Origin of the sequence: Leptolyngbya sp. NIES-2104 (assembly GCF_001485215.1) — a bacterium.
GTDB lineage: Bacteria > Cyanobacteriota > Cyanobacteriia > Leptolyngbyales > Leptolyngbyaceae > Leptolyngbya.
The window spans coordinates 4,368,793-4,391,914 of record NZ_BBWW01000001.1; the positions used below are offsets into that span (position 1 = coordinate 4,368,793).

18 protein-coding genes are annotated in these 23,122 nt (G+C 46.8%); 6 read left to right on the top strand and 12 right to left on the bottom strand.

Annotated features, from left to right (window positions below; translation table 11 throughout):
- Positions 1-24: 24 nt before the first annotated feature.
- The 5 genes from NIES2104_RS20870 to NIES2104_RS20890 form a co-directional block, all read right to left on the bottom strand.
- A complete protein-coding gene (locus NIES2104_RS20870; protein ID WP_059000163.1) occupies positions 25-1,263 on the bottom strand; it encodes a hypothetical protein in 1,239 nt (412 codons plus the stop codon).
- A 300-nt stretch (positions 1,264-1,563) separates the two neighbouring features.
- On the bottom strand, positions 1,564-1,962 hold the full coding sequence (locus NIES2104_RS20875; protein WP_072218231.1) for a nuclear transport factor 2 family protein: 399 nt from the start codon (positions 1,960-1,962) through the stop codon (positions 1,564-1,566).
- 149 nt (positions 1,963-2,111) lie between these two features.
- The gene (locus NIES2104_RS20880; protein WP_059000165.1) at positions 2,112-2,774 is read right to left on the bottom strand and encodes an antibiotic biosynthesis monooxygenase family protein; all 663 of its coding nucleotides are present in this window, start codon (positions 2,772-2,774) and stop codon (positions 2,112-2,114) included.
- Positions 2,775-2,797: 23 nt separating this feature from the next.
- Entirely contained in the window at positions 2,798-3,541 is a 744-nt protein-coding gene (locus NIES2104_RS20885) for an SDR family oxidoreductase (RefSeq protein ID WP_059000166.1), read from the bottom strand.
- Positions 3,542-3,630: 89 nt separating this feature from the next.
- Positions 3,631-4,362 (bottom strand): glucose 1-dehydrogenase, encoded by a 732-nt coding sequence (locus NIES2104_RS20890; protein ID WP_059000167.1) that lies wholly within the window; start codon positions 4,360-4,362, stop codon positions 3,631-3,633.
- 108 nt (positions 4,363-4,470) lie between these two features.
- Here NIES2104_RS20890 and NIES2104_RS20895 point away from each other — a divergent pair, with 108 nt between their 5' ends.
- Positions 4,471-4,803 (top strand): helix-turn-helix domain-containing protein, encoded by a 333-nt coding sequence (locus NIES2104_RS20895; protein ID WP_059000168.1) that lies wholly within the window; start codon positions 4,471-4,473, stop codon positions 4,801-4,803.
- A 66-nt stretch (positions 4,804-4,869) separates the two neighbouring features.
- Here the strand turns inward: NIES2104_RS20895 and NIES2104_RS20900 are convergent, their stop codons facing one another.
- The 4 genes from NIES2104_RS20900 to NIES2104_RS20915 all read right to left on the bottom strand — a co-directional run bounded on the left by NIES2104_RS20900 (position 4,870) and on the right by NIES2104_RS20915 (position 8,883).
- Entirely contained in the window at positions 4,870-5,904 is a 1,035-nt protein-coding gene (locus NIES2104_RS20900; RefSeq protein WP_072218108.1) for an aldo/keto reductase, read from the bottom strand.
- Between the two features lie 120 nt (positions 5,905-6,024).
- Entirely contained in the window at positions 6,025-6,984 is a 960-nt protein-coding gene (locus NIES2104_RS20905) for a mycofactocin-coupled SDR family oxidoreductase (protein ID WP_059000170.1), read from the bottom strand.
- Between the two features lie 39 nt (positions 6,985-7,023).
- Positions 7,024-7,947 (bottom strand): SDR family NAD(P)-dependent oxidoreductase, encoded by a 924-nt coding sequence (locus tag NIES2104_RS20910; protein WP_059000171.1) that lies wholly within the window; start codon positions 7,945-7,947, stop codon positions 7,024-7,026.
- Between the two features lie 93 nt (positions 7,948-8,040).
- A complete protein-coding gene (locus NIES2104_RS20915) occupies positions 8,041-8,883 on the bottom strand; it encodes a helix-turn-helix domain-containing protein (RefSeq protein ID WP_059000172.1) in 843 nt (280 codons plus the stop codon).
- Between the two features lie 314 nt (positions 8,884-9,197).
- Between NIES2104_RS20915 and NIES2104_RS20920 the strand changes: the two genes are divergently transcribed.
- The 5 genes from NIES2104_RS20920 (at position 9,198) to NIES2104_RS20940 (ending at position 18,237) form a co-directional block, all read left to right on the top strand.
- Positions 9,198-10,925 carry a histidine kinase gene (locus tag NIES2104_RS20920; RefSeq protein WP_059000173.1) on the top strand — a complete coding sequence of 576 codons (1,728 nt, stop codon included), beginning with the start codon at positions 9,198-9,200 and terminating at the stop codon, positions 10,923-10,925.
- A complete protein-coding gene (locus NIES2104_RS20925) occupies positions 10,922-11,548 on the top strand; it encodes a response regulator transcription factor (RefSeq protein WP_059000174.1) in 627 nt (208 codons plus the stop codon). Before NIES2104_RS20920 ends, NIES2104_RS20925 begins: the two co-directional genes overlap by 4 nt.
- Before the next feature lie 367 nt (positions 11,549-11,915).
- Positions 11,916-13,592, top strand: coding sequence for an FAD-dependent oxidoreductase (locus NIES2104_RS20930; protein WP_059000175.1), 1,677 nt, complete (start codon positions 11,916-11,918; stop codon positions 13,590-13,592).
- A 471-nt stretch (positions 13,593-14,063) separates the two neighbouring features.
- Complete coding sequence (locus NIES2104_RS20935; RefSeq protein ID WP_059000176.1) at positions 14,064-16,769, top strand: ATP-binding protein; 2,706 nt, start codon at positions 14,064-14,066, stop codon at positions 16,767-16,769.
- Complete coding sequence (locus NIES2104_RS20940; RefSeq protein ID WP_059000177.1) at positions 16,753-18,237, top strand: hypothetical protein; 1,485 nt, start codon at positions 16,753-16,755, stop codon at positions 18,235-18,237. Before NIES2104_RS20935 ends, NIES2104_RS20940 begins: the two co-directional genes overlap by 17 nt.
- A gap of 33 nt (positions 18,238-18,270) precedes the next feature.
- Here NIES2104_RS20940 and NIES2104_RS31345 read toward each other — a convergent pair whose 3' ends face one another.
- The 3 genes from NIES2104_RS31345 to NIES2104_RS20955 all read right to left on the bottom strand — a co-directional run bounded on the left by NIES2104_RS31345 (position 18,271) and on the right by NIES2104_RS20955 (position 23,108).
- The gene (locus tag NIES2104_RS31345) at positions 18,271-19,944 is read right to left on the bottom strand and encodes an SUMF1/EgtB/PvdO family nonheme iron enzyme (RefSeq protein ID WP_082690054.1); all 1,674 of its coding nucleotides are present in this window, start codon (positions 19,942-19,944) and stop codon (positions 18,271-18,273) included.
- Positions 19,945-20,071: 127 nt separating this feature from the next.
- A complete protein-coding gene (locus NIES2104_RS20950) occupies positions 20,072-21,556 on the bottom strand; it encodes a hypothetical protein (RefSeq protein ID WP_156427014.1) in 1,485 nt (494 codons plus the stop codon).
- Entirely contained in the window at positions 21,543-23,108 is a 1,566-nt protein-coding gene (locus tag NIES2104_RS20955) for a caspase family protein (RefSeq protein WP_082690055.1), read from the bottom strand. Before NIES2104_RS20955 ends, NIES2104_RS20950 begins: the two co-directional genes overlap by 14 nt.
- Positions 23,109-23,122: the final 14 nt, after the last annotated feature.

Consider the following 23,122-nt stretch of genomic DNA (forward strand, 5'->3'; position numbering starts at 1 on the left):
ATGAGGAGAGAAACAACAGTACGATTATGCTTTTTCTCTCCTCAATAAACTAGCCCTGCGCTGTACAGGGGGTTGAGTGGGATCGCCGGAGAGCCAATCGGCAACTCCGTAATGATAAAACTGCTTCGACCACAACAGTCCAGCACAGGCTTGACGTGCCACTCGTGCTTCATCAGCGGCAAGGTGCTGGCTCAGATCTGAATAGTATTCATCCGCTTCTTGAATGCGTTGCTCGAACAGTTGATCAAACGAGTCGCCAAAGTCTGCCTCAACCGATTCAGCAGATAATCGCAGCTTTAAGACCACCGTTTCACCAGGCGGAATCTCTAGCGGGTAATGTGCGGCTGCTTTCGTACCGCTTGATGAATTGACCGCATTCTGCTGATTGTGAATTAGGTAGGAATGAAAGGCATCTTTCACAAATGGACTGGCATTTGCTGTACCAAACAAGCGATCGACATTCGTTTCATTCTCAGTAAATAGAAATTTCACGCTGTCTTGCCCAGAGAGTGGCTGAGCGACAAGGTGAAACTGTCCCAACGTTGAATGCGTTGCGACAATGCCTTGATTGTTCAATTCAATATTTGGCTTTGATTCATAGCCTTCGCCAGTTCTGCCCCATGACCAGCTATTTTTGAACCACAAGGTGGGTAGCACATGCAGACGTGCTGCCTCAGAACTGCGGTTCGCGATCGCAATCCGAATCAAAAGATCATCGGGTGCAGCTTTTGCATACTCGATCGAGACATCAAAATAGCGATGGTCATCAAAGATGCCTGTATCGAGCAGTTCATACTCGCGCTCAGTTTTGCTCCGACATTGATTCTCTTCCACGAGTTGAGCGTAAGGAAACTCAGCTTGGGGATACTTGTACAGCGCTTTGAAATAGGAATGCGTGGGTGTGGAATCGAGGTAGAAATAGCATTCTTTGACATCTTCGCCGTGATTGCCTTCAGCGTTGGTTAATCCAAATAATCGCTCCTTTAGAATCGGGTCGCGTTCGTTCCAAAGTGCAAGGGCAAAACAGAGACGACCTTGGCGATCGCAGATTCCCAGCAGTCCATCTTCGCCCCACCGATAGGCACGAGAGCGAGCATGGTCATGCGGAAACGAGTCCCAGCTTGAGCCATCCGTCGAGTAATCCTCGGGTACCGTCCCCCACTGCCGCTCAGCTAGATAAGGTCCCCAACGTTTCCAGTTCTGTTGGCGTAGATTCTCTTCAATCAGTCGCTTTGACTCGGCATCATTGCTGTATTGGGTCATGATTCTGACTTGAGATCCTTTTCTCTAGCGTTGATCAAGGTTAACAAAGTCTCTTTCCAATCTCCATCACATACAATTGCAGTAGCGAAAAATACTGAACAGTGCTAAGCCTCGGCATTTTGCGATCGAATGTTGAACGCTTGAGCAAGCTGCGGAAACGCAGGGGGCAAGCTCGAAGCACTGAGCTACTGTGAGATGTAATTGATTTCGTGTTTTTGCCCAGCGGCGATCGTTTTCTTCATCGAGGAAGCTTTTACGTTCTTTGCCTCGGACTTTGATTTTACATTGCAATAAAGTTTTTCAAGCGAAGATTGGCGCAACATCCATAAAGAGCCTTACCGAAGTGACCAGTCCTTCAGAATTTCTCTCGGTGATTGCGACTGCGGGAATTGTTACTGTTTTTCCATCTTTCAGCTTAAACGTATTGAACGCTTCCAACACGAATTTGCTATCGTCACCAAAAATGTTCTGAAGATTATGTTCATCTCCGTCAACCGTTGCCCAAAAGGTCTTCAAGCCTTCTAAAACGTTGTTCTTGCCTCTGACAATTGGATTATTGCCGAATTGCATTTCACACTCTTCTGCTAGGAATGAAGCATAGGCATCAATATCAAGTTTGTCCATCGCGGTTAAGTAAGTAAGGTACCACTCATACGCTTTTGAACTAAGTTGATTCACTTTCAGTTCATCAGTTTTCACGAGACTATCCTTCTTGTTTGTTGAAAAAGTCAGCAATTGGTCTGTCAGGTAGTCAGGGCGTTCTGTTACAATCCAATGTCCACAATGAGGAATTACACTACCTTGAATATTGTTTGCTACTCGCGTTTTTGAGTGATTCAAGTGAGACTTTATTCAGTTGGCTCCGTAAAGACTACCTCGTAAAGATTGAACTCGTTTTCCGCTAACCCCTGCCAATACTCTCGCACAGACTCATACTTTGCTTCCTTCAGTAAGGCATCAAAGTGATCAAGACTGCGCCACTGTCCATAGTTAGCAGTGCGTGTTCCATCCAGCGATCGATGAAAGTTAGCAGAAATCAAATCTGGATGTTGCAGCGCAATTTCAACGTTCTCACGCTCTAAATCAACTAATTGCTGTTGGTGTTCTGGCTTGACTCGAAACTCCGCAAAATGAATGCGATCGCCCTTCGTAATTTTGAGCAAAGCCTCATCAGGCTTTGAAATGACAACCTCATAGATATGCGAATCAAGGAGTTGAAATTGAGCAAGTTTGGCAGCGATAGCTTCGCTACACGGGTACGTGCTCGCTTGGTCTTGAGGACTTTGAGCAAAGGCTTCGTACTCTGCCTGTGTTCTCCACTGAGCATAGTTGAACACTCGTGTGCCATCTAAGCTTTTATGAAAACTGGCAGAGATAAAACCGGAATGATGTTTCGTAGTTGTTTCGAGCACATCAATCATTAAGTCAATCAGTTCTTGCTGACGGTCTGGTGCAGTCGCAAGACTAAAAATGACTGTGATGACTTCGTTATCTTTGGCGATCGTCGGCATTGATTTCTCCAGGAGTGACGGGATTATGCAAAGCCGCCCGTAGCGTGCAGGGTATGCCCAGTTACGTAAGCCGAATCATCGCTGACTAAAAAAGCAACCGCATTGGCGATATCTTCAGCTTCTGCTAGTCGTTGGAGCGGAGCCATTTGCTTGAGTTGCTCTTGCTCCTCAGCAGAAACCATACTGGAAAAAGAATCCGTTGTCGTCGGACCTGGCATAATTGCATTCACCCGAATTCCCCGCACTCCAACTTCTTTTGCGAGGGCAAAGGTAAAGGCTTCGATCGCGGCTTTGCTCCCTGCAATCACAGATAAATTCGGTTGAGGCTGCACAGTGTAGGGGGTTGAAAAAGTGACAATCCGCCCGTTGTCTGCCAGGTGCTTTGCTGCTTCTTGCAGGGCAAAAAAGTTGCCTTTAGCATTGAAGGTGAAGATAGAATCGAATTCGGCTTCGGTCGTTTCTGCGATCGATTTCGTCAATCTCGGCGCACCGCCACTAATCACTAAGATATCGACTTTGCCGAACTGCTCGATCGTCTTCTGAAACAGATTACGAATGTCATCAAGCTTGGTTAAATCAAGCGGAAGAGCGATCGCATCTGAGCCATTGGCTTTGATAGTCGAAACAACCGCTTCGGCTTTCTCTCGATTGCCAGCGTAAGTAACCACCACATTTGCTCCGTCTCGTCCCAAGCGTTCGGCAAGTGCCTGCCCAATCCCGCGAGACGATCCAGTCACGATCGCAACTTTTCCTACTAAAAATCCCATGTTGAACTCTCTCTAAACGAATCAAAAGAACACAATTTTGATGAAACTGGAACTAGCAATCAGTCAACGCGATGTTCTCATAAAGACTCTTACACGATGCCACCATTGGCGCGAATGCTTTGACCTGTAATCCAATGAGCCTGATCCGAAACCAATAGCGCGATCGCATCTGCAAGGTCAGAGGGCTGTCCCAATCGTCCTAATGGCGTTTGAGCAACCATTTGATCGACTTGCGCTGGATCGAGGACTAAGCCATCCGTTTCAGTTACACCGGGAGAAACCGTATTGACTGTAATTCCGCGAGATCCCAATTCTTTGGCTAAAGCTGCACTGAAATGCTCGATCGCTGCTTTACAGCCCGCATACGCGCCACCTGCTGGAATTGCCATTGCGGTTCCACTGGTGGAGATGCTGATAATGCGACCGTGATCAGCCAAATGATGCGCGGCTTGCTGAAGGGCAAAGTAAACCCCACGAGTGATGTCAAACATGCTGTTGTACTCGTCTTCGGTCATGTCAGCCGTGGGCTTAAAGATATTCTTTCCTGCTGCATTGTTAACTAAGATATCGACTTTGCCAAACTGATCGATCGTCTTCTCAAACAGCGATCGCACTTCTTCAAGCTTTCGCACATCGACTTGAATCGCCGTTGCTTTCGAGCCTTTGGACTCGATCGATTGCACAACTTCTTCTGCTTTATCTCGATTTCCAGCATAAGTAATTACCACGCTTGCACCGTCACGTCCCAACCGTTCAGCAATGGCGCGACCAATGCCGCGAGATGAACCTGTAACAATCGCAACTTTTCCTTGCAGCGACATTCGATGATCTCCTTGCGAGTAGAGGAAACAATTTCAAGGTAAGCTAACACTTACTTTTTTGAAAGTACTTACTTTTTTGTAAGTGCCTTGAGTGGGAGAACGACAGCAATGGCAGAAGAAACCGAAGGCACTGTATTTGTGCAAGCAACGCTGAAAGTGTTAGGAGGGAAATGGAAGCTCTTGATTCTGTGGCACTTAAAAGATCAAGTGAGACGATTCAGTGAACTGAAACGACTGATGCCGGAAATTACAGAGAAGATGTTAATTCAGCAGCTACGAGAGTTAGAGAAAGATGACATTGTGCATCGCAATGTTTATCCAGATGTGCCGCCGAAAGTGGAGTATTCTTTTACGGAATACGGCAGAAGCTTAGAACCCGTGTTGCAAGTCCTCTGTAATTGGGGTGAAGCGCATCTCGATCGAGGTAACTCCCCAAATTAAGAGCGGCATTTTTTCATACCCAACTTTATAAGTAGAAACCCCAGCACTGCTTAGGGCTTCTACTGCTTATGAATGGGTAAATTCAAGTTGTGAGTAAGTTCCCCCGAATAAGCGATCGCGAATCATGTCACTTGCTAAAAAGTCATGCGGGAATCCGGGTTCAATCTTGCTAATCTCATCCAATCGCTGCAACTGTTCTGGCGAAATCTCAACGCTGAGGCAATCGAGATTGTCCTGGAACTGAGACAGCTTTCTTGCACCAATAATCGGAATGATGTTATCCGATTGTGCCTTGAGCCAAGACAGTGCAAGCTGAGACGGACTACAGCCCACCTCTTTTGCAACCTGCACCACGGTATCGGCAATCTCAAGCTGATGCGGCGGAACTTGATCGCCCAAACGGTTGCTGTCCCCGTTCGAGGATTGATTGTATTTTCCAGTTAACACACCGCCTGCTAAAGGCGACCAAGGCGTAACCGACATCCCAAATGCTTTCGCCATCGGCAACAAATCACGTTCTGGCGTGCGCTGAACTAAATTGTATTCCACTTGCAGAGCTACGAAAGGAGTCCAACCATAGCATCGCGCTAACGTGTTCGCTTCTGCCACAATCCAAGCGGGCGTGTCAGAAATGCCAACGTAGAGAACTTTGCCTTGGCGCACGAGATCATCGAGCGATCGCATGACTTCTTCAACAGGCGTTGTAAAGTCCCAAGCATGTAGCCAGAACAAATCAATATAGTCAGTGTTTAATCGCTTCAGGCTACCTTCGATCGATTGCATCATGTTTTTGCGATGATTCCCGGAACCGTTCGGATTCGCGCCGTTTTCATTCATCTTCAAGGGAAACGAATACTTGGTTGCAACGACAAAGCGTTCTCGATCGCGGTTGATCAACTCACCCACAATCTTTTCACTGCTGCCGTCGGTATACCCATTTGCAGTATCAATAAAGTTACCACCCGCATTGACGAACGCCTCAAAAATTTGGCGGCTTTCATCTTTCGAGGCTCCCCAGCCCCAATCTTCACCAAATGTCATTGTGCCAAGACAAAGTTCGGAGACGCGCAGCCCACTTTTGCCTAATAGCTTGTATCGCACGATTAATGCTCCTAATGGTTGAAATTTGTCAATTGAAGCGGTTAAGTGGATCTAAGACCTCTAACACTAGGTAGAGTTAGATAGAGAATTCTGCCGCCTTGATTTCCTCGATCGAATTCGTTAGGCGGTATACTTCGCGTTTGCACCTGCGGCAACATCGATCGTCATTCCCGTCACATAACGCGCCTGCGAAGAAACGAGATAGACAACACTATCTGCAATGTCTGAAGGCTCTAACAGTCCAATTGGAAGTGCATTATAAGCTCTCAAGGTTTGTTCTCCTTGCTTCGCTTGTTCGGGTGTTTGCGAACCGCCTAACCCTGTGCGAACTCCAGTAGGCGCGATCGCATTCACCGTGATGTTATGCGGCGCGGCTTCCAAAGCGGCTGATTTGGTTAATCCCACTAATGCCCATTTCGAGGCAACATAGTTGGCATTGCCTGCATTGCCCTGTCGCCCAAACGTAGAAGTCACCACGACAATCCGCCCCTGTTTGCGTCCGATCATGTGTGGCATGACTGCCCGGAGTGTATTTGCCGTTCCGATCACATTCACATCAATCACATTCCGCCATTGAGCATCGGTTGATTCAGCAATGGGGGAAGCATCATTGATCCCAGCATTGGCAATCATGATGTCAACTTTGCCGAGTTCTCGAATGGTACGATCGACGACTCCCCGCATCTGCTGCATCTCTCGAATATCTGCCTGAATCGCCAGACCCCGTTGCCCTTCTGCTTGCACCAAGCGCACCGTTTCCGCTAAATCTTGGGCGGTTGCAAGTGGAATCGGATGCCCCGAAATGTTTCTGCCAATGTCTACCGCAACCACATCAGCGCCCGCACGAGCAAGGGCGATTGCACAGGCACGTCCGATGCCCCGTCCGGCTCCGGTCACGATTGCAACGGTTCCATTAATGCCAGTGTTAACAGGTTGTGAACTAGACGAGTTTTGAGCGATCGCTGGAGTAGATTGCTCTGGATTTTGCAAAGCAGCGGCGGCTGTTCCTGCAACCGCTGCGGAGCCGCCGAGGATAATGTTGCGGCGTGTGATTAATTTTTTGGGTTTTGCTCTGTTCATAGAAGTTGTGTTGCTTAGACAAGGGTAAAGGTGCGATAGCTAATCCAGCATTCCACTGGTGACATCAATCAATGAACCGTGAAAAGCAGTAGCATCGTCAGACGCGAGAAACATCACGGTTCGCGCCATTTCTTCGACCGTGTTGGTGCGCCCGATCGGAATTGCTTTTGAGCCTTCCTCGAAGGAGAGTCCACGCTGTTCACGGACTCGGCGTAGCATTGGTGTATCTACTCCTCCGGGTGAAATGGACACAATCCGAATGTTGTCTTTGGCATATTCGAGCGCCGCAACTTTCGTCAGTGCTAAAACCGCATGTTTGCTCGTGCTGTAGGGACCGATTTCGGTAAATCCTTTATGTGCAGAAATCGAAGCCGTATTGACGATGATGCCAGCTTTTTGCTTGAGCATGTAAGGAATCTCATACTTCATAGATAGAAATGTGCCCAGTGCATTCGTGTTGATACTATCCATGAAGTCTTCGATCGATTGGTCGTGCAATCGCGCAATTTTAGGATTGACAATTCCAGCGTTGTTAAAGGCAATGTCGATTCGACCATATTTCTGAGCGCAAGCATTCACAAGCGCTTGAACGTCTTGTTCACGTCGAACATCGGCTCTCATGTAAGTAGCTTCACTACCAAACTGCTTAATGTTGGCTTCGACTTGTCTACCTAAGTTCTCGCGCCGTCCGCAGAAGAAGACTTTTGCCCCTTCACGCGCAAAAGCATAGGCTGTTCCTTCACCAATTCCAGAGGTTGCTCCCGTGATCAATACAACTTTGTTCGCAAATCGACCCTGCGAATTGGCAGTTCCAGTTGCGGGAGCGGGTGGCTTTTGAGTGTTCGCTTGAGCATATCCTGCTGCAACGGTCGCAGCCACACTCGCAACACTAGCACCACCAATCAAAATGCGTCGTCGAGATAATCTTCTGGATGGCTTCTGAGAGTTAGAATCTTGTGTCATGATTTTTTCGTAGATCCGATTACTTTTAAGTTAAATAAACTCAACTGTTTTTTAGGCTCAATTTCTGCGCTAAAGTATCGAAATTCTGCTCACTCAACAACTATCGCGGTAGGCTTTCGGGCTTGCACCTACTGACTTATGAAACTGAGCGGCAAAGTGACTTTTGTTCGTGAAGCCAACGGAAAGCGCAACTTCCGCGATCGGTAATCGAGTTTTCACAAGGAGCTGTTTTGCTTTCTCAATCCGTTGCTGCATCACATACCGATGCGGCGGGAGTCCGATCGTTGCCTTGAACGATCGCGCAAAGTGGGCTGGACTAAAGTGAGCCAGCGCTGCGAGATCGGCAACCGTAAAATCTTCGCTCAGATGCGTTTCAATAAAAGCTCGAATTTGATTAATCTGATGGGCATCGAGTGGGCGATCGTCGATCGCTAGCTTGGTCGAACTGCCGCGATAGTGACGGAGTAGATGAATCATCAGCGCAGTGGTCAGCGATTCAATGTAAAGCGATCCTCCGATGCCCCCGGTTTGTAATTCAGTCTTAAACAGCACCGCAAGGTGAAACAAGACCGGATCATCTAACACCAATCGATGATCGAGGGTTGCTGTTTCCCCCATACCACAGTCGATCGCAATCTGAGCCATCAAGATCGGATCTAGCGCGAGATGAACGGTATCGGCGGGTTGCTCCCATCGCCACCAAATCTGCGGAACGGTATAGAGACAGACACTTCCGGTTGGAACTGCGACAATTCCACTGCCACCCCCATCAATGCACCACGTCGATCGCAGTTGTGGCGCAAACACGGCTCCAAGCACGGGACGATCCAAAACATGATTCGCTTCACCTGGCGGTTCTTGTGCCGATGACGCTGTAATCCCGTTCCAGGTCGCTTTTATGGGTGAAGCTTGTGGATCATTAGGAAGGAATAGCATAGCTCAAATTAGAGAAAAGTTTCAAACTGAACATTGGCGCTTCTGCTCAAAGGTGAATAGATTTAAGCTTATGAAAAGCCCGGCAATTTCTCCTCCTTAGTAGGGTGAGTTTTTAGGCTCGACTCAAGTAGAAGGCAAACTGAATCGATCGATGGGGCTACTTCCTCAACTTAAGTACAGGTCAGTCAAACAAATCGTATGGAGTCGAAACTGTGGCGCAGAAAATCTGTACTGAGATAGGTTGTCATTTTGCAAGATTGTTCTAGCTTCGGGAAGAGATGCGCTTTGAGTTGAAATCGCAGTAGTAAAAATCTATGTCCCAGCTTGATCAGAAGATGCAATGCGATTCGCCAAGCCTCGAAGGAGTGCGTCAAGACCGCATGACAGTTTTAGAGCAGGAAAATGCTTTACTGCGATCGCAATTACAGCAAGCTCAAGCCTCAGAAGCGCGGTATCGGCAAATTTTTGAGAATGCACCGATTAGCATCATGTTCATCAATGCTGAAGGCTACGTGACCGAAGCGAATCAAGCCTGTGAAGCTTTGTTTGGGGCAACCTCTGAACAACTCAACGTGCGATCGATTTTTGAGCGACCGGAGTTAGTTGAGAATGGGACGCTACCTTATATGTTGCAAGCCTTTACAGGTAAGTCAGTCGTGGAGATACCGACTTGTACTGATTACACTGACGATGAAGGGGGAATTCTTTTTTTTTCTCAAGGGCATTATGCGCCGATTTGGGATGAGTTGGGCAATGTTCAAGAAATTGTGGAGATTGCCCCCGATGTCTCAGCGTTGTTTGAGGTAAGACAAGCGCTACAGAAAGAACAAGAGCGAGCAGCCCAAGAACGCGCTAATCTTCTGGGCACGATCGCCCAAGTTGCCAATCTCCTTTTACGATCGCCCGACTACACCACTGTTCTTCCTGATGTGGTGCGGCTGTTAGGCGAGGCGGTGGGAAGCGATCGATGTGTGATTACGCAAGAAATGATCGATCCGACAACTCAAAAGCATGTGGTTCAGTTTGTGACAGAACATGCTCTGATCGCCATTCCAAGTGATCTTAATAACGCTGAGTATCAAACCGTTGGTGTGATTGACGAAGATCCAGCCTTCGTACTACGAACACAAATTCTCCGAGGCGAAGCGGTCAACTTTCTTGTCTCAGAGCTACCTCACTCTTTATGGAAAAAGATTTTTGAAGCGCAACAGTGTACATCATTACTAATAGTGCCAATTATGGTGCAGGGCAAATGCTGGGGACAAATTGGTTTTGATAATTGCCGTGAGCCACAACTGTTTAATGACGAAGAGATTGCGATTTTGAGGATTGCAGCCGATAGTATTGCAGCGGCGATCGAGCGTCAACGCACCCAAACCGCGATGCTCGAAGAACAACTCCGCAGCGAAACCGCCATCCTCGAAGAACGCAACCGCATCGCCCGTGAAATCCACGACACGATCGCCCAAGGCTTCACCGGAATCCTGATGCAAATCCAAGCCGTCGATCGCTTTCTCACGACGAATCCCACTCAAGCTAAAGCCTGTCTGGATCACGCTCAAACCCTCGCTAAAACCGGACTCCTCGAAGCCCGTCGAGCCGTCTTTGCGCTCTACAAAGACCCCAACGAAGACTTATTTCACCGCCTCACCCAAGCGATTCATTCAGTTACAACAAATACTTTGCTTCAAACTCATCTTTGTCTCGATGGCGACCCTTACCCGCTCACACCTGATGTCAGTCTCAATCTCTGCCGGATTGCTCAAGAAGCCGTTATGAATGCGCTCCGTCACACCGAAGCAACTCAGCTTGATCTCACCTTACGGTACGAATGCGATCGCGTTTGCCTCAAGATTCACGACAATGGGCAAGGCTTCGATGTCTCACAATCTAGTGCCGGATTTGGCTTGATGGGAATGCAACAACGCGGCGATCTTATCGGTGCAACCTTAACCCTCAGCAGCCAACTCGGACAAGGAACCGAAATCAATGTTGTGGTTCCAGTTCCTGCAACCCAACCTTCAGGAGGAACAGTATCATGACAAACCCATCGATTCGGATTCTCCTCGCCGATGATCACCCGATCGTCCGTCATGGTCTGGCACTGATTATCGACAATGAGCCAGACATGACTGTGATTGGACAAGTTAGCACGGGTAAAGCTGCTGTCGAATTTTACAGGCAGCACCAGCCAGATGTTGCTCTGCTCGATTTGCAAATGCCAGAAATGGGAGCCGTTGATGCGATCGTTGCCATTCGAGAATACGATACCAATGCGAATCTGATTATTCTCACCACCTACGACACCGACGAAGACATCTATCGCGGACTGAGAGCGGGGGCGCGATCGTATTTGCTCAAAGATACGCCTGTCGATGAAATCTTAGATGTGGTTCGCGCGGTTCATGCGGGCAAGAAGTTTATTCCGACGCGGGTTGGAATGCGACTGGCAGAGCGGATGGATGCTCAAGAACTGAGCGATCGCGAACTTGAAGTGTTGCGCCTGATTGCCGCTGGAAAAAGTAATCTAGAGATTGGTATAGAACTGGGCATTGCAGAAAGTACGGTGAAGTTCCATGTGAATCATGTTTTGGAAAAGTTAGAGGTGAGCGATCGCACTCAAGCGGTGATTCAAGCCGCAAAACGGGGCATTGTCAAACTCTAGGCGTTGCTACCTCTTAAGACAGATTTTTGAAAGGATGAACAGAAGTAGCGCTCGGTTTATGGCAGCCTTGGCGCTTTCAAACCGATCTCGATTATCAAGACTGGATTCTATGAACACTTTAACGGCGAAAATGGTACAGCACATCAGATAGGATGAACAGGATTAGTTGCTTATCTGATGCAGCAATGTGATCGTGCTAGCTAGAAAAGCTTCTACTCAAAGCAAGGCTGCTTTTTTTAATGTTTTGCCTTACGCTATATGCTAAAAGCAGCAATTGGTTTGATGCTGAGAGGACTATGATTGAGTAAATTCAGAAACGCGGCTACAACAAGCTATCAAGAAAATGAAGATGAGATAAATTTGAACAATGGATGCGAATTTAGAGAAACCGTTTGATCCCGCTGATCCCTATGTTCGGACTGCTCAAACCTTCCCCACCTTGACCCCTGAGCAAATTCAGCGGGCGAGCGTCCTCGGTGAAGAGCAATCTTTGTCTAAAGGCACAACGCTATTTGAGCGAGGGCAGCGGAGCGTTGATTTCTTCATTATCCTCAGCGGCTGCATCGAAATCTACGAGCATCGTCAGAGTGAAACCAATGTCGTCACTGTTCACCGAGAACATCAATTTACGGGAGAAATTGATCTGTTGAACGATCGACAAATTCTCGTTGGCGGTCGCATGGGCGAAGACGGCAGCGTATTGCGGTTTTCTCGCCCACAGTTCCGTAAACTCATGAGTGCAGAACCCGATATCGGAGAAGTGGTGATGCGGGCATTTATCTTGCGACGCATGGGGTTAGTCTCCCATCAGCAAGCGGTGGTGACGTTGATTGCCCGCGAAGATTCTGCGGACAAGCTCCGAATCGAAAAGTTTTTACGGCGCAATGGCTATCCGCTCGAAGTGCTCGATTACAACACGGCTCGTCAAGAGACCGCTTTTTCGCAAGACATCGAAGCCGCACAACTCCCGGCGGTGTATCTTCCCCTTGACGATCGAGTCCTGTCCAATCCTTCTAACTTCCAGCTTGCGGACTGTTTGGGGTTGATTGAACCGCTGTCGCCAGAGCATGTCTATGATATTGCGATCGTCGGTGGCGGTCCGGCTGGCATGTCTGCTGCGGTCTATGCGGCTTCAGAAGCATTAGATACGGTGCTGATTGAATCAGAAGCACCCGGAGGACAAGCGGGCACTAGCTCAAAAATTGAGAACTATTTAGGCTTTCCCACTGGAATTTCAGGCGAAGCCTTAGCAGGCAGAGCGCAGGTACAGGCTCAGAAGTTTGGAGCCACGATCGCGCTGCCCTTCCCGGTTCAAGCGATCGATTGCCAGTCTTATCCGTTTGTGTTGAAGTCAGAGAACCAAGTTACGATTCAAGCAAAATCGATTGTGATCGCATCGGGTGCAACCTATCGCAAGCTCAATTTTGAGCATCCGTTTGACAATGCTGGGGTACACTATGCGGCGACGGCAATGGAAGGCACGTTCTGTCAGAATGAGCCGATTATTGTCGTTGGGGGCGGGAATTCTGCGGGACAAGCTGCCGTTTTTCTGTCTCGTCATGCCAGCCATGTCCATCTTTTAGTCCGAGGACAGGATCTCAAAGCTACGATGTCCGATTATCTCATCGGTCGGATTCACGCGTCTGATCGCATTACCCTCCACACTCAAACGGAAATTACAGCGTTGAATGGCGATCATCATCTAGCAGAAGTGACTTGGCAGGATAGTCAAACAAACACGACAGAAACCCATGCGATTCGCCATGTCTTTCTAATGATTGGAGCCGTTCCCAACACCCAATGGTTAAAAGATTGCTTACTATTGGATGAAAAAGGCTTTGTTTGTACCGGTATGGAACTGCTCGATCGTAACGTTTGGACACTGGAACGCCATCCGACGATCTTGGAAACGAGTGTGCCAGGGATTTTTGCGGCGGGGGATGTGCGATCGGGTTCGGTAAAGCGAGTGGCTTCAGCCGTTGGGGAAGGCGCAATCATCATCAGTCAAGTTCACCAGTTCTTGAGTGAACAGGATGGGCTGTAGTGAATAAGCAGAAGATTTGGCACAATTCGCAAATTATTGGCGCAACCCGTCAATGTTTCTCTGGGTGAGCGTTTTACCTTTCAATTGCATACGATTGTCTTCTTAAGCAGAGCCAGCAGCAGTAGTCCAAAAGCCTGGGCTACTTGCAAATTTTAGTGCTGTAAAACACTGCTACTAATTTGCAAACCACGCCAGATCTCTTGCTAATTCACATCTGCCCTAACAAATTTTTGTGGGGCATACAGTAGTGACATCTTTTATCACAGAATCTTACGCACCAAAACGATTTGTAAAGTAATATCTGCTACTTAGTAAAACAGATAGCTGATTTACTTCCTGTTCTATACAATTGCTGTCAGATTATACGAAAATTGTTTAAATGACTGAAGCAGTTGATGCTAGCTGCGTTCAATTTCGGAAATTCTTCTGCAATTGGGTTAGAAATTCGCTCTAGAATTTTGGAGTACCGTAGTGAGATTTGCGACAATATCACCTGAGCAACTCTATCTCGCACTCTCAGAAGATGCAGTTCTTCTTCTGGGAGCGGGTGCTTCATTAAAATCAGGAATTCCGTTGAGCGGAGATATTGTAGAGCGTGCTGCAAAATGGTCATACTGCCGAAGCAAGGGGTGCTATCCTGATGACCCCACTGTTCGGCGAAGTGATTGGCTGCCCTGGTTGGAGCAACAACCCTGGTATAAAGTCGGGCAATCAACAGCCGATAATTATTCTGCAACGATCGAGAATTTACTTCAGCCCAAAGAGAACCGAAGAGATTTCTTTCTACACATTCTTAAGCCTAATGTTCCACCTAGCTACGGCTATGAGTATTTGGTCGAGCTACTGGCAAAAAAAGTAATCAAAACTGTCTTAACCAGTAACTTTGATGAAGTGTTACCAGACTTATGTCGAACTCGCTCTAATCTCCACCATATCGAGGTTATCAAGACTTCTGCGGATTACATCAAGCTTTCAACCTCACCGCGTTACCCACAGCTTATTTATTTGCATGGGTCAGTCGAACATTATACAGATAAGAATCTTATTGATGAGATACAACGACTTGATGAGAAATTGGTCACTCGATTGGTTCCAATCTTGAGAGATCACCCGCTGATTGTTGTTGGATATCGAGGAGCAGAACCCTCTATTATGCACCATCTGCTGATCGAGCAAGCAGAAGCTGCTGACTACTTTCCAAGAGGCATTTTCTGGTGCGCTCGATCACAAAGCATCGCAAGTGGTTTGCACCCAATGGTTAGACAACTTGCAGACACAATAGGGAACAACTTACAAGTTGTTCAAATTACTGGATTTGATGAACTGTTTGCTGATTTTCAGCAGTTTTATGAGGTTCGACAACCTTCAGTCAGTTTTGCTCTCACTTCATTGAACTCGGCAGAAAGCGCGTTCAGCGCATTGACCTTTGATATGAAGCACCTCAAGATATTAGTGTCAGATTTAGACTGGTTTCGAGTTCAAGAGCAGATCGTTACCTACTGTCAAAATTTACAAATCAACGTGCCTTCTCCCGTTACCCGTGAATGGTTAATTCAGCAAATGTGTAAGTATGATCTTGCCGTCCAACAAGATGAGGAAATTCAGCCCACGATCGCAGGGTACTTGCTTTTTGCCACGAATCCAGACAATCAGATTGCTGGTGCAGTAGTTCGATTACAAATTGACGGTGAAGAATCTGTTCGAGTAATTCGTGGAAATTTATGGTATCAACAGGAGTTGATCACAGATATTTTAGAAGAAATAAATCGACCTTTCCGACTCAAAGGAACTATTTCAGAAACAGTTCGCCCTTATCCTGTGATTGCGCTCAAAGAATTGCTGGTGAATGCTCTAGTTCATCGGCAATACGAAGATAGCAGAACGGTAACGATTCACATTGGCGCAAATTTTATCAGGATTACTAATCCAGGAGGGCTGGTTGCAGAAATCGCCAAGTTGGTTGAAGAACGGGGCCGACCCATTCAAGAAGAAATTGAGCGAAGCGGTAGAGGAATTAAAGGCTACCGGAATCCAGTGATTGCTGATCTGTTTTACGGATCTGGTGCAATGGACAAACAAGGGTCAGGACTGGCAGATGTTCAAGAAGAGGTAAACAAAAGCGGCGGTAAGGTTGTCTTTGGCCCAGTTGAAGATAACTCTGCTTTTGAAGTGATCTTATATTGTAGACCTGAAGCAGTTGATATCAAGACAGGCACTGCCGTGCCACTAGTTAGTACTGAGCGGTATATTGCTAATCTTATCGAGATTGTGAGTACGCCCCCCTACATTTGGCACGCTAGCACCTCAGCCCGTCGAGTGAAAGAAATCTGGGAAAGAACCGGAGCGAAATCACTCCCGCCTTTCGTTCTGTATGATGAGCGACTGTACTCAATCTCTGATCTTGCTAACCCAAATAATCCGCTTAGCACACAGATCGATCATGGTGATTTAGAACAACTCTCTCTGGAAGAATTTGCAACTGGATCTGACGGAGAACGAAGGTTTGTCCACCTACTGAACGAATGCTTGTATCGCCATCTACAAGCTTGCGATTTAGAAGTTGATAAAAAGCGAAAACGTGCTTATTTTGCTCGTCCTGAATCAGGTGGTTCCCGTGAAATAACTTATCAAGCTCGTGTTCGGCAAGCAACCCGAACCGTAACTAAACCGATCATCTCTAAAACAACACAGCGACTACGTTACTGGGAACATGAAGCAGTCTACTTCAGTGTTGAACGATATGGAGATGTTTGGGCAATACAACTGGTCCCAAGCTATGTCTTTACGGTAGATGGAAGGCGCAAATTAGTAGATAGCGCCAAGGTTACAGCCTTAGTGACTCGTCGTGCCTCGCATGATTACAATGCTCAGGTACAGAACCACATCTTTTTCTGGGCTTGGGTGCTTGGTCGCAGCCAAGATAGTTTTACGCTCAATGCAGGCTGTGAGCATTCATTTCAGTTACGCGGCAGTTTGCCCTTCTGCGAAACTCATGATGTGTTACCTATGAACGATGAACCGGAAGAAGACGATGCCTTAAAAGCAGCATCGCTGGAGGAGGTTGAAGACGAATTATATGAGTTGATTGAAGCAGAAAGATTGTTTGAGGAAGCTACAGGCGCAGCATCAGAGAACGGCGAGACTTTGCAGGAGGAAAACGATGTCATTACCTATTGAGCTTTGGGATCTTCCTTCTCCAAAATTAGAGTTTGGAGATAACGCACAGTTTACTGATCCAAAAATCGGATTGAGAGAAAGTGGTCCTTACAGCTTGAGATTTGGCGCTGCTCATCGATCTCAAGTTCGTGTAGGGTTAGTTGGACCGCTTGAAATGCTGGAAAAAGCTGATAACTGGTTTTCCCATTGCCAACATTTCATCTCATCAGGTAAGTCGAATCAAACAACTTATCCTGACTTTCCCGGATTTCAGAAAACATTTCGAGCCACCTTGGATCTTGCTCCACAATGGCGGCTCGCGATCGACAATCATGAACTTGAACAAGCGCTTCAATTAAAGCCGATCGATCGATTTCAGAAAGTGCTAGAGCTTTACGTGCATGGTATTGAGCGAATTGCTAACCTAGATGTCCGTCCTGACGTAGTAGTTTGTTGTTTACCAGACGCAGTTGTTCGTGATTGCTGGAGCGTCACAAACCATAACTTAACTCCTCATGAATTGAAAAAAATATGGCAACAGCAGCGACAACCCACAGTGCAACTCTCTCTGTTTGAAATTTCAGACGTAGAGGAAAAAGCTGAGGATTTACTAACGCGAAGTTTTCGTCGGGCACTGAAGGCGGAAGTGATGAAACACCGAATGCCAATTCAGATTGCGACGACAAATCTTTTAGTAGACGGTAAAGCCAATCAAGATGCAGCAACTCGTGCTTGGAATAGCTGTTTGGGAATTTTCTACAAATCTGGTGGGATTCCTTGGCGACTAGCATTAGATGGACCAGAAACTTGCTTTGTAGGGATTAGTTTTCATCATTTGAAGACGAATAAGCGCCATTTGGTCTATTCCAGCTTGGCGCAAGCCTTTTCAACCGAAGGAGATGGATTCGCTTTGCGGGGTGATTTTGTGCCTTGGGACGAGGATCAGGGACGAACACCGCATTTGTCTGAGGAGCAAGCTGCGTATCTTGTAAATCAAGTTCTCGATGAATACCGTGAGCGAACTGGGCATCTCCCAGCACGGGTTGTCTTGCATAAAACTTCTCATTACGATGCTGCTGAAAATTTTGGGTTTGAACACGCTTTGCAGCAAATCCCGATCGTTGAATTCGTCAATTTACTTCCGACTAAATTTCGGCTAGTACGACAAGGAAGCTATCCTCCTAAACGGGGTACTCTATGTCGAATTAATGGTGCAGTAACCTACTTGTTCACAACTGGCTACATTACTGAATGGGAAACTTATCCAGGCGCTCATATTCCTGTTCCAATTCAAGTGATCACGAACCACAGTAGTGAGATTTATCGCACTGCTGCTGATATTTTGGGACTATCGCGGATGAATTGGAATACTGCTCGTGATACCAGCGGATACCCAGTTACGCTACGTTTCTCGCGTGAAGTCGGCGGAATTATGGCAGAAGTTGGTGCAGAAGCGAAACCCAATCCATCTTACCGTTACTATATGTGAGATGGATCGGGGTTAAGCCTGTAGCGGTTGAATTTAGAAGTTGAGTGGCAGCGTCAATGCCACTCGAAATCCAAATGAATGATGTCGGTTTCTAGGAACGCAACAGTATCGCGAAGCTGAACGGCAAGAATTGGGATGGTTTTGCCATGAGCCGCCCCTCAAAATTCCAGTCTGTTGCTGACGATTGAATAGATGTTTTTCATCTGCTGCTGGAGTTCCACAACACCATTCCCAAACATTACCGTGTAAATCATACAAGCCATAAGGGTTAGCAACACCGAAACTGCCAACAGGGGATGTTTCTTGCCGATAGATTCCTGTCACTCCAGATCCATAGGCAGAACTGCCATCGTAGTTTGCCAGCTGTGATGTGATTGTTTCCCCAAAGTGAAATGGAGTTGTTGTTCCGGCGCGACAAGCATACTCCCATTCTACTTCTGTAGGGAGTCGATAAGGTCGTTCTGTAAGCGCTGCAAGTCGAGCGCAGAATTCTGTTGCATCGTACAAGGACATGCTCTCTACAGGTCGATTCTCTCCTTTAAATTGAGAAGGGTTAAGTGACAAGTCCCGCTCTACCTGCGGCATAGATGCAATTACTGCCCATTGTGCCTGACTGATTGGGTATTGACTCAAGAAGAATGAACTAACGGTGACAGAGTACGGAAGAACTTCAGTGTCCAAGCGTCCTAGCTCAGTTACTGTAGAACCAATGTGTCCAACTCCTTCTGGAATCAAGATCATATTTAAGTAGCTATCTCCTAGATCTTCTCTTAAAAGACGCGTTTGCTGATTGTGACGTGAAACTTCCTCACCTAAAGCGTTGAGATAAACAACATCAAAATTGCACTTCATGAATGCGATCGAAGGCTCAAGTCCCCTGGATGATTGTGACTGCGCTTCATTGATTGAATAATGCTCTGGCACGCTTACCACTTTCGGGTGATGCTCTCGATAATCAGCGAGGATCATATCTCCAAGTCCCTCAGCCCGAAACGTCGGCTCTTGAATGAGTCCGCCTTGAGTAACGCCCCAATGCCGCAGTTTGTTGACAACATACTTTTGAAGTCCACTCACTGTTACAAATTGCTGCTGATTGTAATCTGCTGCGCCTTGCAAACCTTCGATTAAGTAATATGTGTAGACCCCATGCTGTTTATCAGGGCATTCACGCGCACGTTGTTGAGCTGTACTTGCTGCAATTAAAGCAAATCCCTCCGCTAAGTCATATACATTTCGGATAAATTCTAAATCCTCGATGCTTCGCCCCATTTCAACTCCAGTGTGGCACGCATCCAGAGATAAGAACAGCCGCTTGGCTTGGCTGTTTCTCATGTATTGCTCGATCAATGACAGTGGGAGCGATCGAGAGTTGACAAGATGATAACGAGTGTCTTGAGCGATCAAGACAGGCTTGTGATCTACAAGCTGACCATGACAGGAAAAGTGAACGAACAAGAGATCATTCGATTGAGCGACTTCACATAATTGAATAAGTGTTGCCTCAATATTGTCGCGTGTGGGAGAGTAAAGGTCGTCTTTCCCAGTGTGCAAGCTAATGACCTCATATCCTAATTGATTGAGAACTTGCTCTAAAACTGTGACATCGTTTGTACTATATTTCAGGGTCGAAAAATTAGGATCGAGATATTGATCGATGCCTACCAACAAAGCCCAACGATCGCCAACTGTCTGAGATACATCCGCCATAGAGCTACTTGAACTTCAACTGCGATTTTCAGTCCGACTTCCGCTTTTGCAGATACCGTAGAGTCAAAATTTTACCGCAATGTTCTGAGATCGCAGCCGAAAATAATTTTGCTGACGTACCGAAAAACTACTTTGATTGACCTCCAAAATTTAGCCCTGGCAGCCTTGACTCGCGAATCACCTGAGTCACTGATTCGCGAGTCACCTCGGCTCCAAATCCCCAAGCCAGTAGGCTGAAGTAGTCGGTCACGCCGTTTGAACCAAAGGTCGCATTGTTAGAATACAGTTCTCTAAATCCCAAGCCAGCAAGAAGCAAAGTCGCAACGACATAACTGAGGAGCTTGAATCCGCCGAGGCGTCGACGTGCAGTTTGAGTGATATCTGAACTTGCTCCAATCATAGGGACAGGTTCAAGAAATGCAGCGGAGAACTTTGTGCTTCCGCGAGTCGCCGTGAGTTCAGGCAGAACCATGGTATCAGCAGCTTCAGCAAAGATCGCTTGATTAAGTTCAGCGATCGCACCATCAAGTTCATCTTGCCACGCCTTGAGACTCTCATTATCCTGTGGAGAGAGTCTGTCCAATTTGGCTTGTAGCTGTTTTGCTTTCCTTTTCCAAGGTTGATCATTAGCTAGTTGGCTCATTTGCTGATTGAACTCGTCTAGCTGGTTCCTAGCTGCTAGGTAACGACCTAGCTCCCGCTGAATACAGATCACAATTTCGTGCAGTTGCTGTGAATCTTCTTGATTTACCGCAGTTCTGATCGTACCATCGATTCGATGATGTACTGCCTGAACATATGGAAGTTGACCAGACGGATCTTCCGCTTTACAGCGTTCGTCTAACTGAGCTAAGTACCTCAATTGAATCAGCCAATCTTCTCGATTTTTGCGCCATTTGTCCCAAACCGCTTGCGCTAATGCCGTTGATTGTTGCGCTGTGTCCCATCGCTTTGCTTCGAGCGCTGTTTCAATGTCAACTAGGTGCGCGTTAATCTTGACTTGGAAAGACTGCGCTACCTCTGAATCAGCCCGCATCTGATTTCTCAGTCGCCCAACTTGAACTACGACTTCATCACGAGGAATTCCTTCAGCACGGTAGCGCGAGATGCCGAACCCCAAAATTACGCCCCCAAAAAGCACAATGAATGGGAGCAGCCAAAATGCTTTAATTCGGACAATCAATGGAATTCGGAATTCTCCGGTTGAATGGACGGCTAGAAGTTCACCCGTGAATTCGCCACTTGTGACATTTTGCAAGTCAAATGCAATGGGGAAACTTAAGGGTTGATCGGGTCGAATAGAAGGGGTTGGCAGCTTCGCTTGAATCGAACTTGCAGGAACAACAGTTGCTCCATCAGCACGATTTAGATCTGAGGGAATGACTTGCAGTGCTGATATCGGCTCATTTGTTTGAAGCAATACATGGCGAATGATAGGGGTACAACCCAATGGATTGAAAACACAGTTCGTTCCTGAAATGGTTAAAGTTTGAGGACTGCCCGTAAGCTTTGGCTCAGCATTTGCGGATGACATTGCCAGGACAAGAACAAGTGTCGAACAGAATAGTTCTGCCCCAAATCTACGATCGCGTCTCACCTCAGTTGTCCTCATCGTTAGTTTCTCGATAATCCGCCAAAATCATATCGCCAAAGCCTTGTGTAGATGCCGTTGGTTCTTGAGGTCTTTTACCATAATTGACCGCCCAGCGACGTAGACCATTGATCGTGTAGTTTTTCAGGTCATCCACGGTCACGAATTTCTTCTTGCTCAAATCAGCCTGCCCCCGCAATCCTTGAAGAAGATGATAAGTAAATGCTCCATGCTGGTTTTCTGGATCTTCGTGAGCAATCTGTTGAGAAGTACTGGCGGCAAGTAACGCAAATCCTTCTGCTAGTTCGTGAGCATTCCGAACAAATTCAGGATCAGCGATCGAGCGTCCCATTTCTACGCCAGTTCGGCAAGCGTCCAGAAACAGAATAAGCCGTCTAGCTTTACTTTGTCGCATTTGCTGCTGAAGTTCGGTTAACGGTAATCCACTCCTTTGCAGTGTTGGTAGACGAGAATCTCGAAGGACAAGAATGGGTTGATGATTGCTCAGTTCTCCATGACAGGAAAAGTGAACTAATAAAAGATCATCTGACCCTACAGCTTGAATGAGTCGAGTTAGTTCAGCTTCTACATTGACTTTTGTTGGGTAACGAGAATCATCTGGAGGAAGCTGGTCGTGTAGGCAAACAACCGTGTAGCCCAGTTCTTTTAGCAGTTTTTCAAGAGCTAAAACATCCTTGACGCAGAATTTAAGGCTATCAAAATCGCTACTATAGCGATTAATGCCGACTAGAAATGCCCATCGTTCTTTGATAGGTGCAGCTTGTGAAGACTGAGAGGCTAAAGTGATGGGCTGCGGCTCTTTTAGGATAGTTCGAGATTTGTTCTGGTTCTGAAGGCGATGTTTGAGGTCTTCGATCAGCGCTTCCTGAGATGTGTTTTTAGCTTGATGGCGATGAATTGCTTTCTCGATCGCATCAATCCTTGACCGATAGAGTGCATCCACATACTGTCTGCACTCAGCGTATGAGCCTATTTCTGCTTTGTAGAATCCATACCAGTGCCAAAGGTAGCGAAACGGATTCGGATTATCGATCGAAATTCCAATGCCATCAAAATCTCGAATTAAGTTCAATGTTTCTTGATAAAGCCGCGTATATCCTTCGTCTTCATGGTCTAAGTTGCTTTTCTGAGTGGCAACAGCTATCAAAATTTCTTGCAATTCTTGAAAATTTTCGGTTAAATGGTGCAGCTTTTCGACAAGACAACTTAGAAAGTTCTCGCGCTGTGGCGCGGTTTGGGATTGGTACAAAGCGTGGTCAAGTTCGTTGATTAAATCCGAGTACAGTTCATAAATGTATCGTCTGCGCGGAACATATTGACCTGCAACGCTGAATAAATGATCTTTGGCTGCCCTCAATGATGAAAATGGGTTTGGATTGTTGATTAGAATTCCTTCTCCTGGAAACTCTTCAATCTCTAGTTCAACCTTTCTGTAGAGACTACTATACTGCTCGTCTTTCTCATGCCAAGGTGTACCTGTAGCAACCTTCAAAAGAATGGATTGCAATTCTTGGGCGTTATTGAGGAGTACCTGTATGCGAGTTGTATTCACAGCAAGATGAGTGT

What these genes read in the sequence shown, in the direction of transcription:
- NIES2104_RS20880 (WP_059000165.1), bottom strand. Translation starts at nt 2,774, where the DNA reads ATGCCGACGATCGCCAAAGATAACGAAGTCATCACAGTCATTTTTAGT.
- NIES2104_RS20940 (WP_059000177.1), top strand. Translation starts at nt 16,753, where the DNA reads ATGTCATTACCTATTGAGCTTTGGGATCTTCCTTCTCCAAAATTAGAG.
- NIES2104_RS20885 (WP_059000166.1), bottom strand. Translation starts at nt 3,541, where the DNA reads ATGGGATTTTTAGTAGGAAAAGTTGCGATCGTGACTGGATCGTCTCGC.
- NIES2104_RS20905 (WP_059000170.1), bottom strand. Translation starts at nt 6,984, where the DNA reads ATGAACAGAGCAAAACCCAAAAAATTAATCACACGCCGCAACATTATC.
- NIES2104_RS20925 (WP_059000174.1), top strand. Translation starts at nt 10,922, where the DNA reads ATGACAAACCCATCGATTCGGATTCTCCTCGCCGATGATCACCCGATC.
- NIES2104_RS20895 (WP_059000168.1), top strand. Translation starts at nt 4,471, where the DNA reads ATGGCAGAAGAAACCGAAGGCACTGTATTTGTGCAAGCAACGCTGAAA.
- NIES2104_RS20930 (WP_059000175.1), top strand. Translation starts at nt 11,916, where the DNA reads ATGGATGCGAATTTAGAGAAACCGTTTGATCCCGCTGATCCCTATGTT.
- NIES2104_RS31345 (WP_082690054.1), bottom strand. Translation starts at nt 19,944, where the DNA reads ATGGCGGATGTATCTCAGACAGTTGGCGATCGTTGGGCTTTGTTGGTA.
- NIES2104_RS20910 (WP_059000171.1), bottom strand. Translation starts at nt 7,947, where the DNA reads ATGACACAAGATTCTAACTCTCAGAAGCCATCCAGAAGATTATCTCGA.
- NIES2104_RS20870 (WP_059000163.1), bottom strand. Translation starts at nt 1,263, where the DNA reads ATGACCCAATACAGCAATGATGCCGAGTCAAAGCGACTGATTGAAGAG.
- NIES2104_RS20890 (WP_059000167.1), bottom strand. Translation starts at nt 4,362, where the DNA reads ATGTCGCTGCAAGGAAAAGTTGCGATTGTTACAGGTTCATCTCGCGGC.
- NIES2104_RS20915 (WP_059000172.1), bottom strand. Translation starts at nt 8,883, where the DNA reads ATGCTATTCCTTCCTAATGATCCACAAGCTTCACCCATAAAAGCGACC.
- NIES2104_RS20950 (WP_156427014.1), bottom strand. Translation starts at nt 21,556, where the DNA reads ATGAGGACAACTGAGGTGAGACGCGATCGTAGATTTGGGGCAGAACTA.
- NIES2104_RS20920 (WP_059000173.1), top strand. Translation starts at nt 9,198, where the DNA reads ATGTCCCAGCTTGATCAGAAGATGCAATGCGATTCGCCAAGCCTCGAA.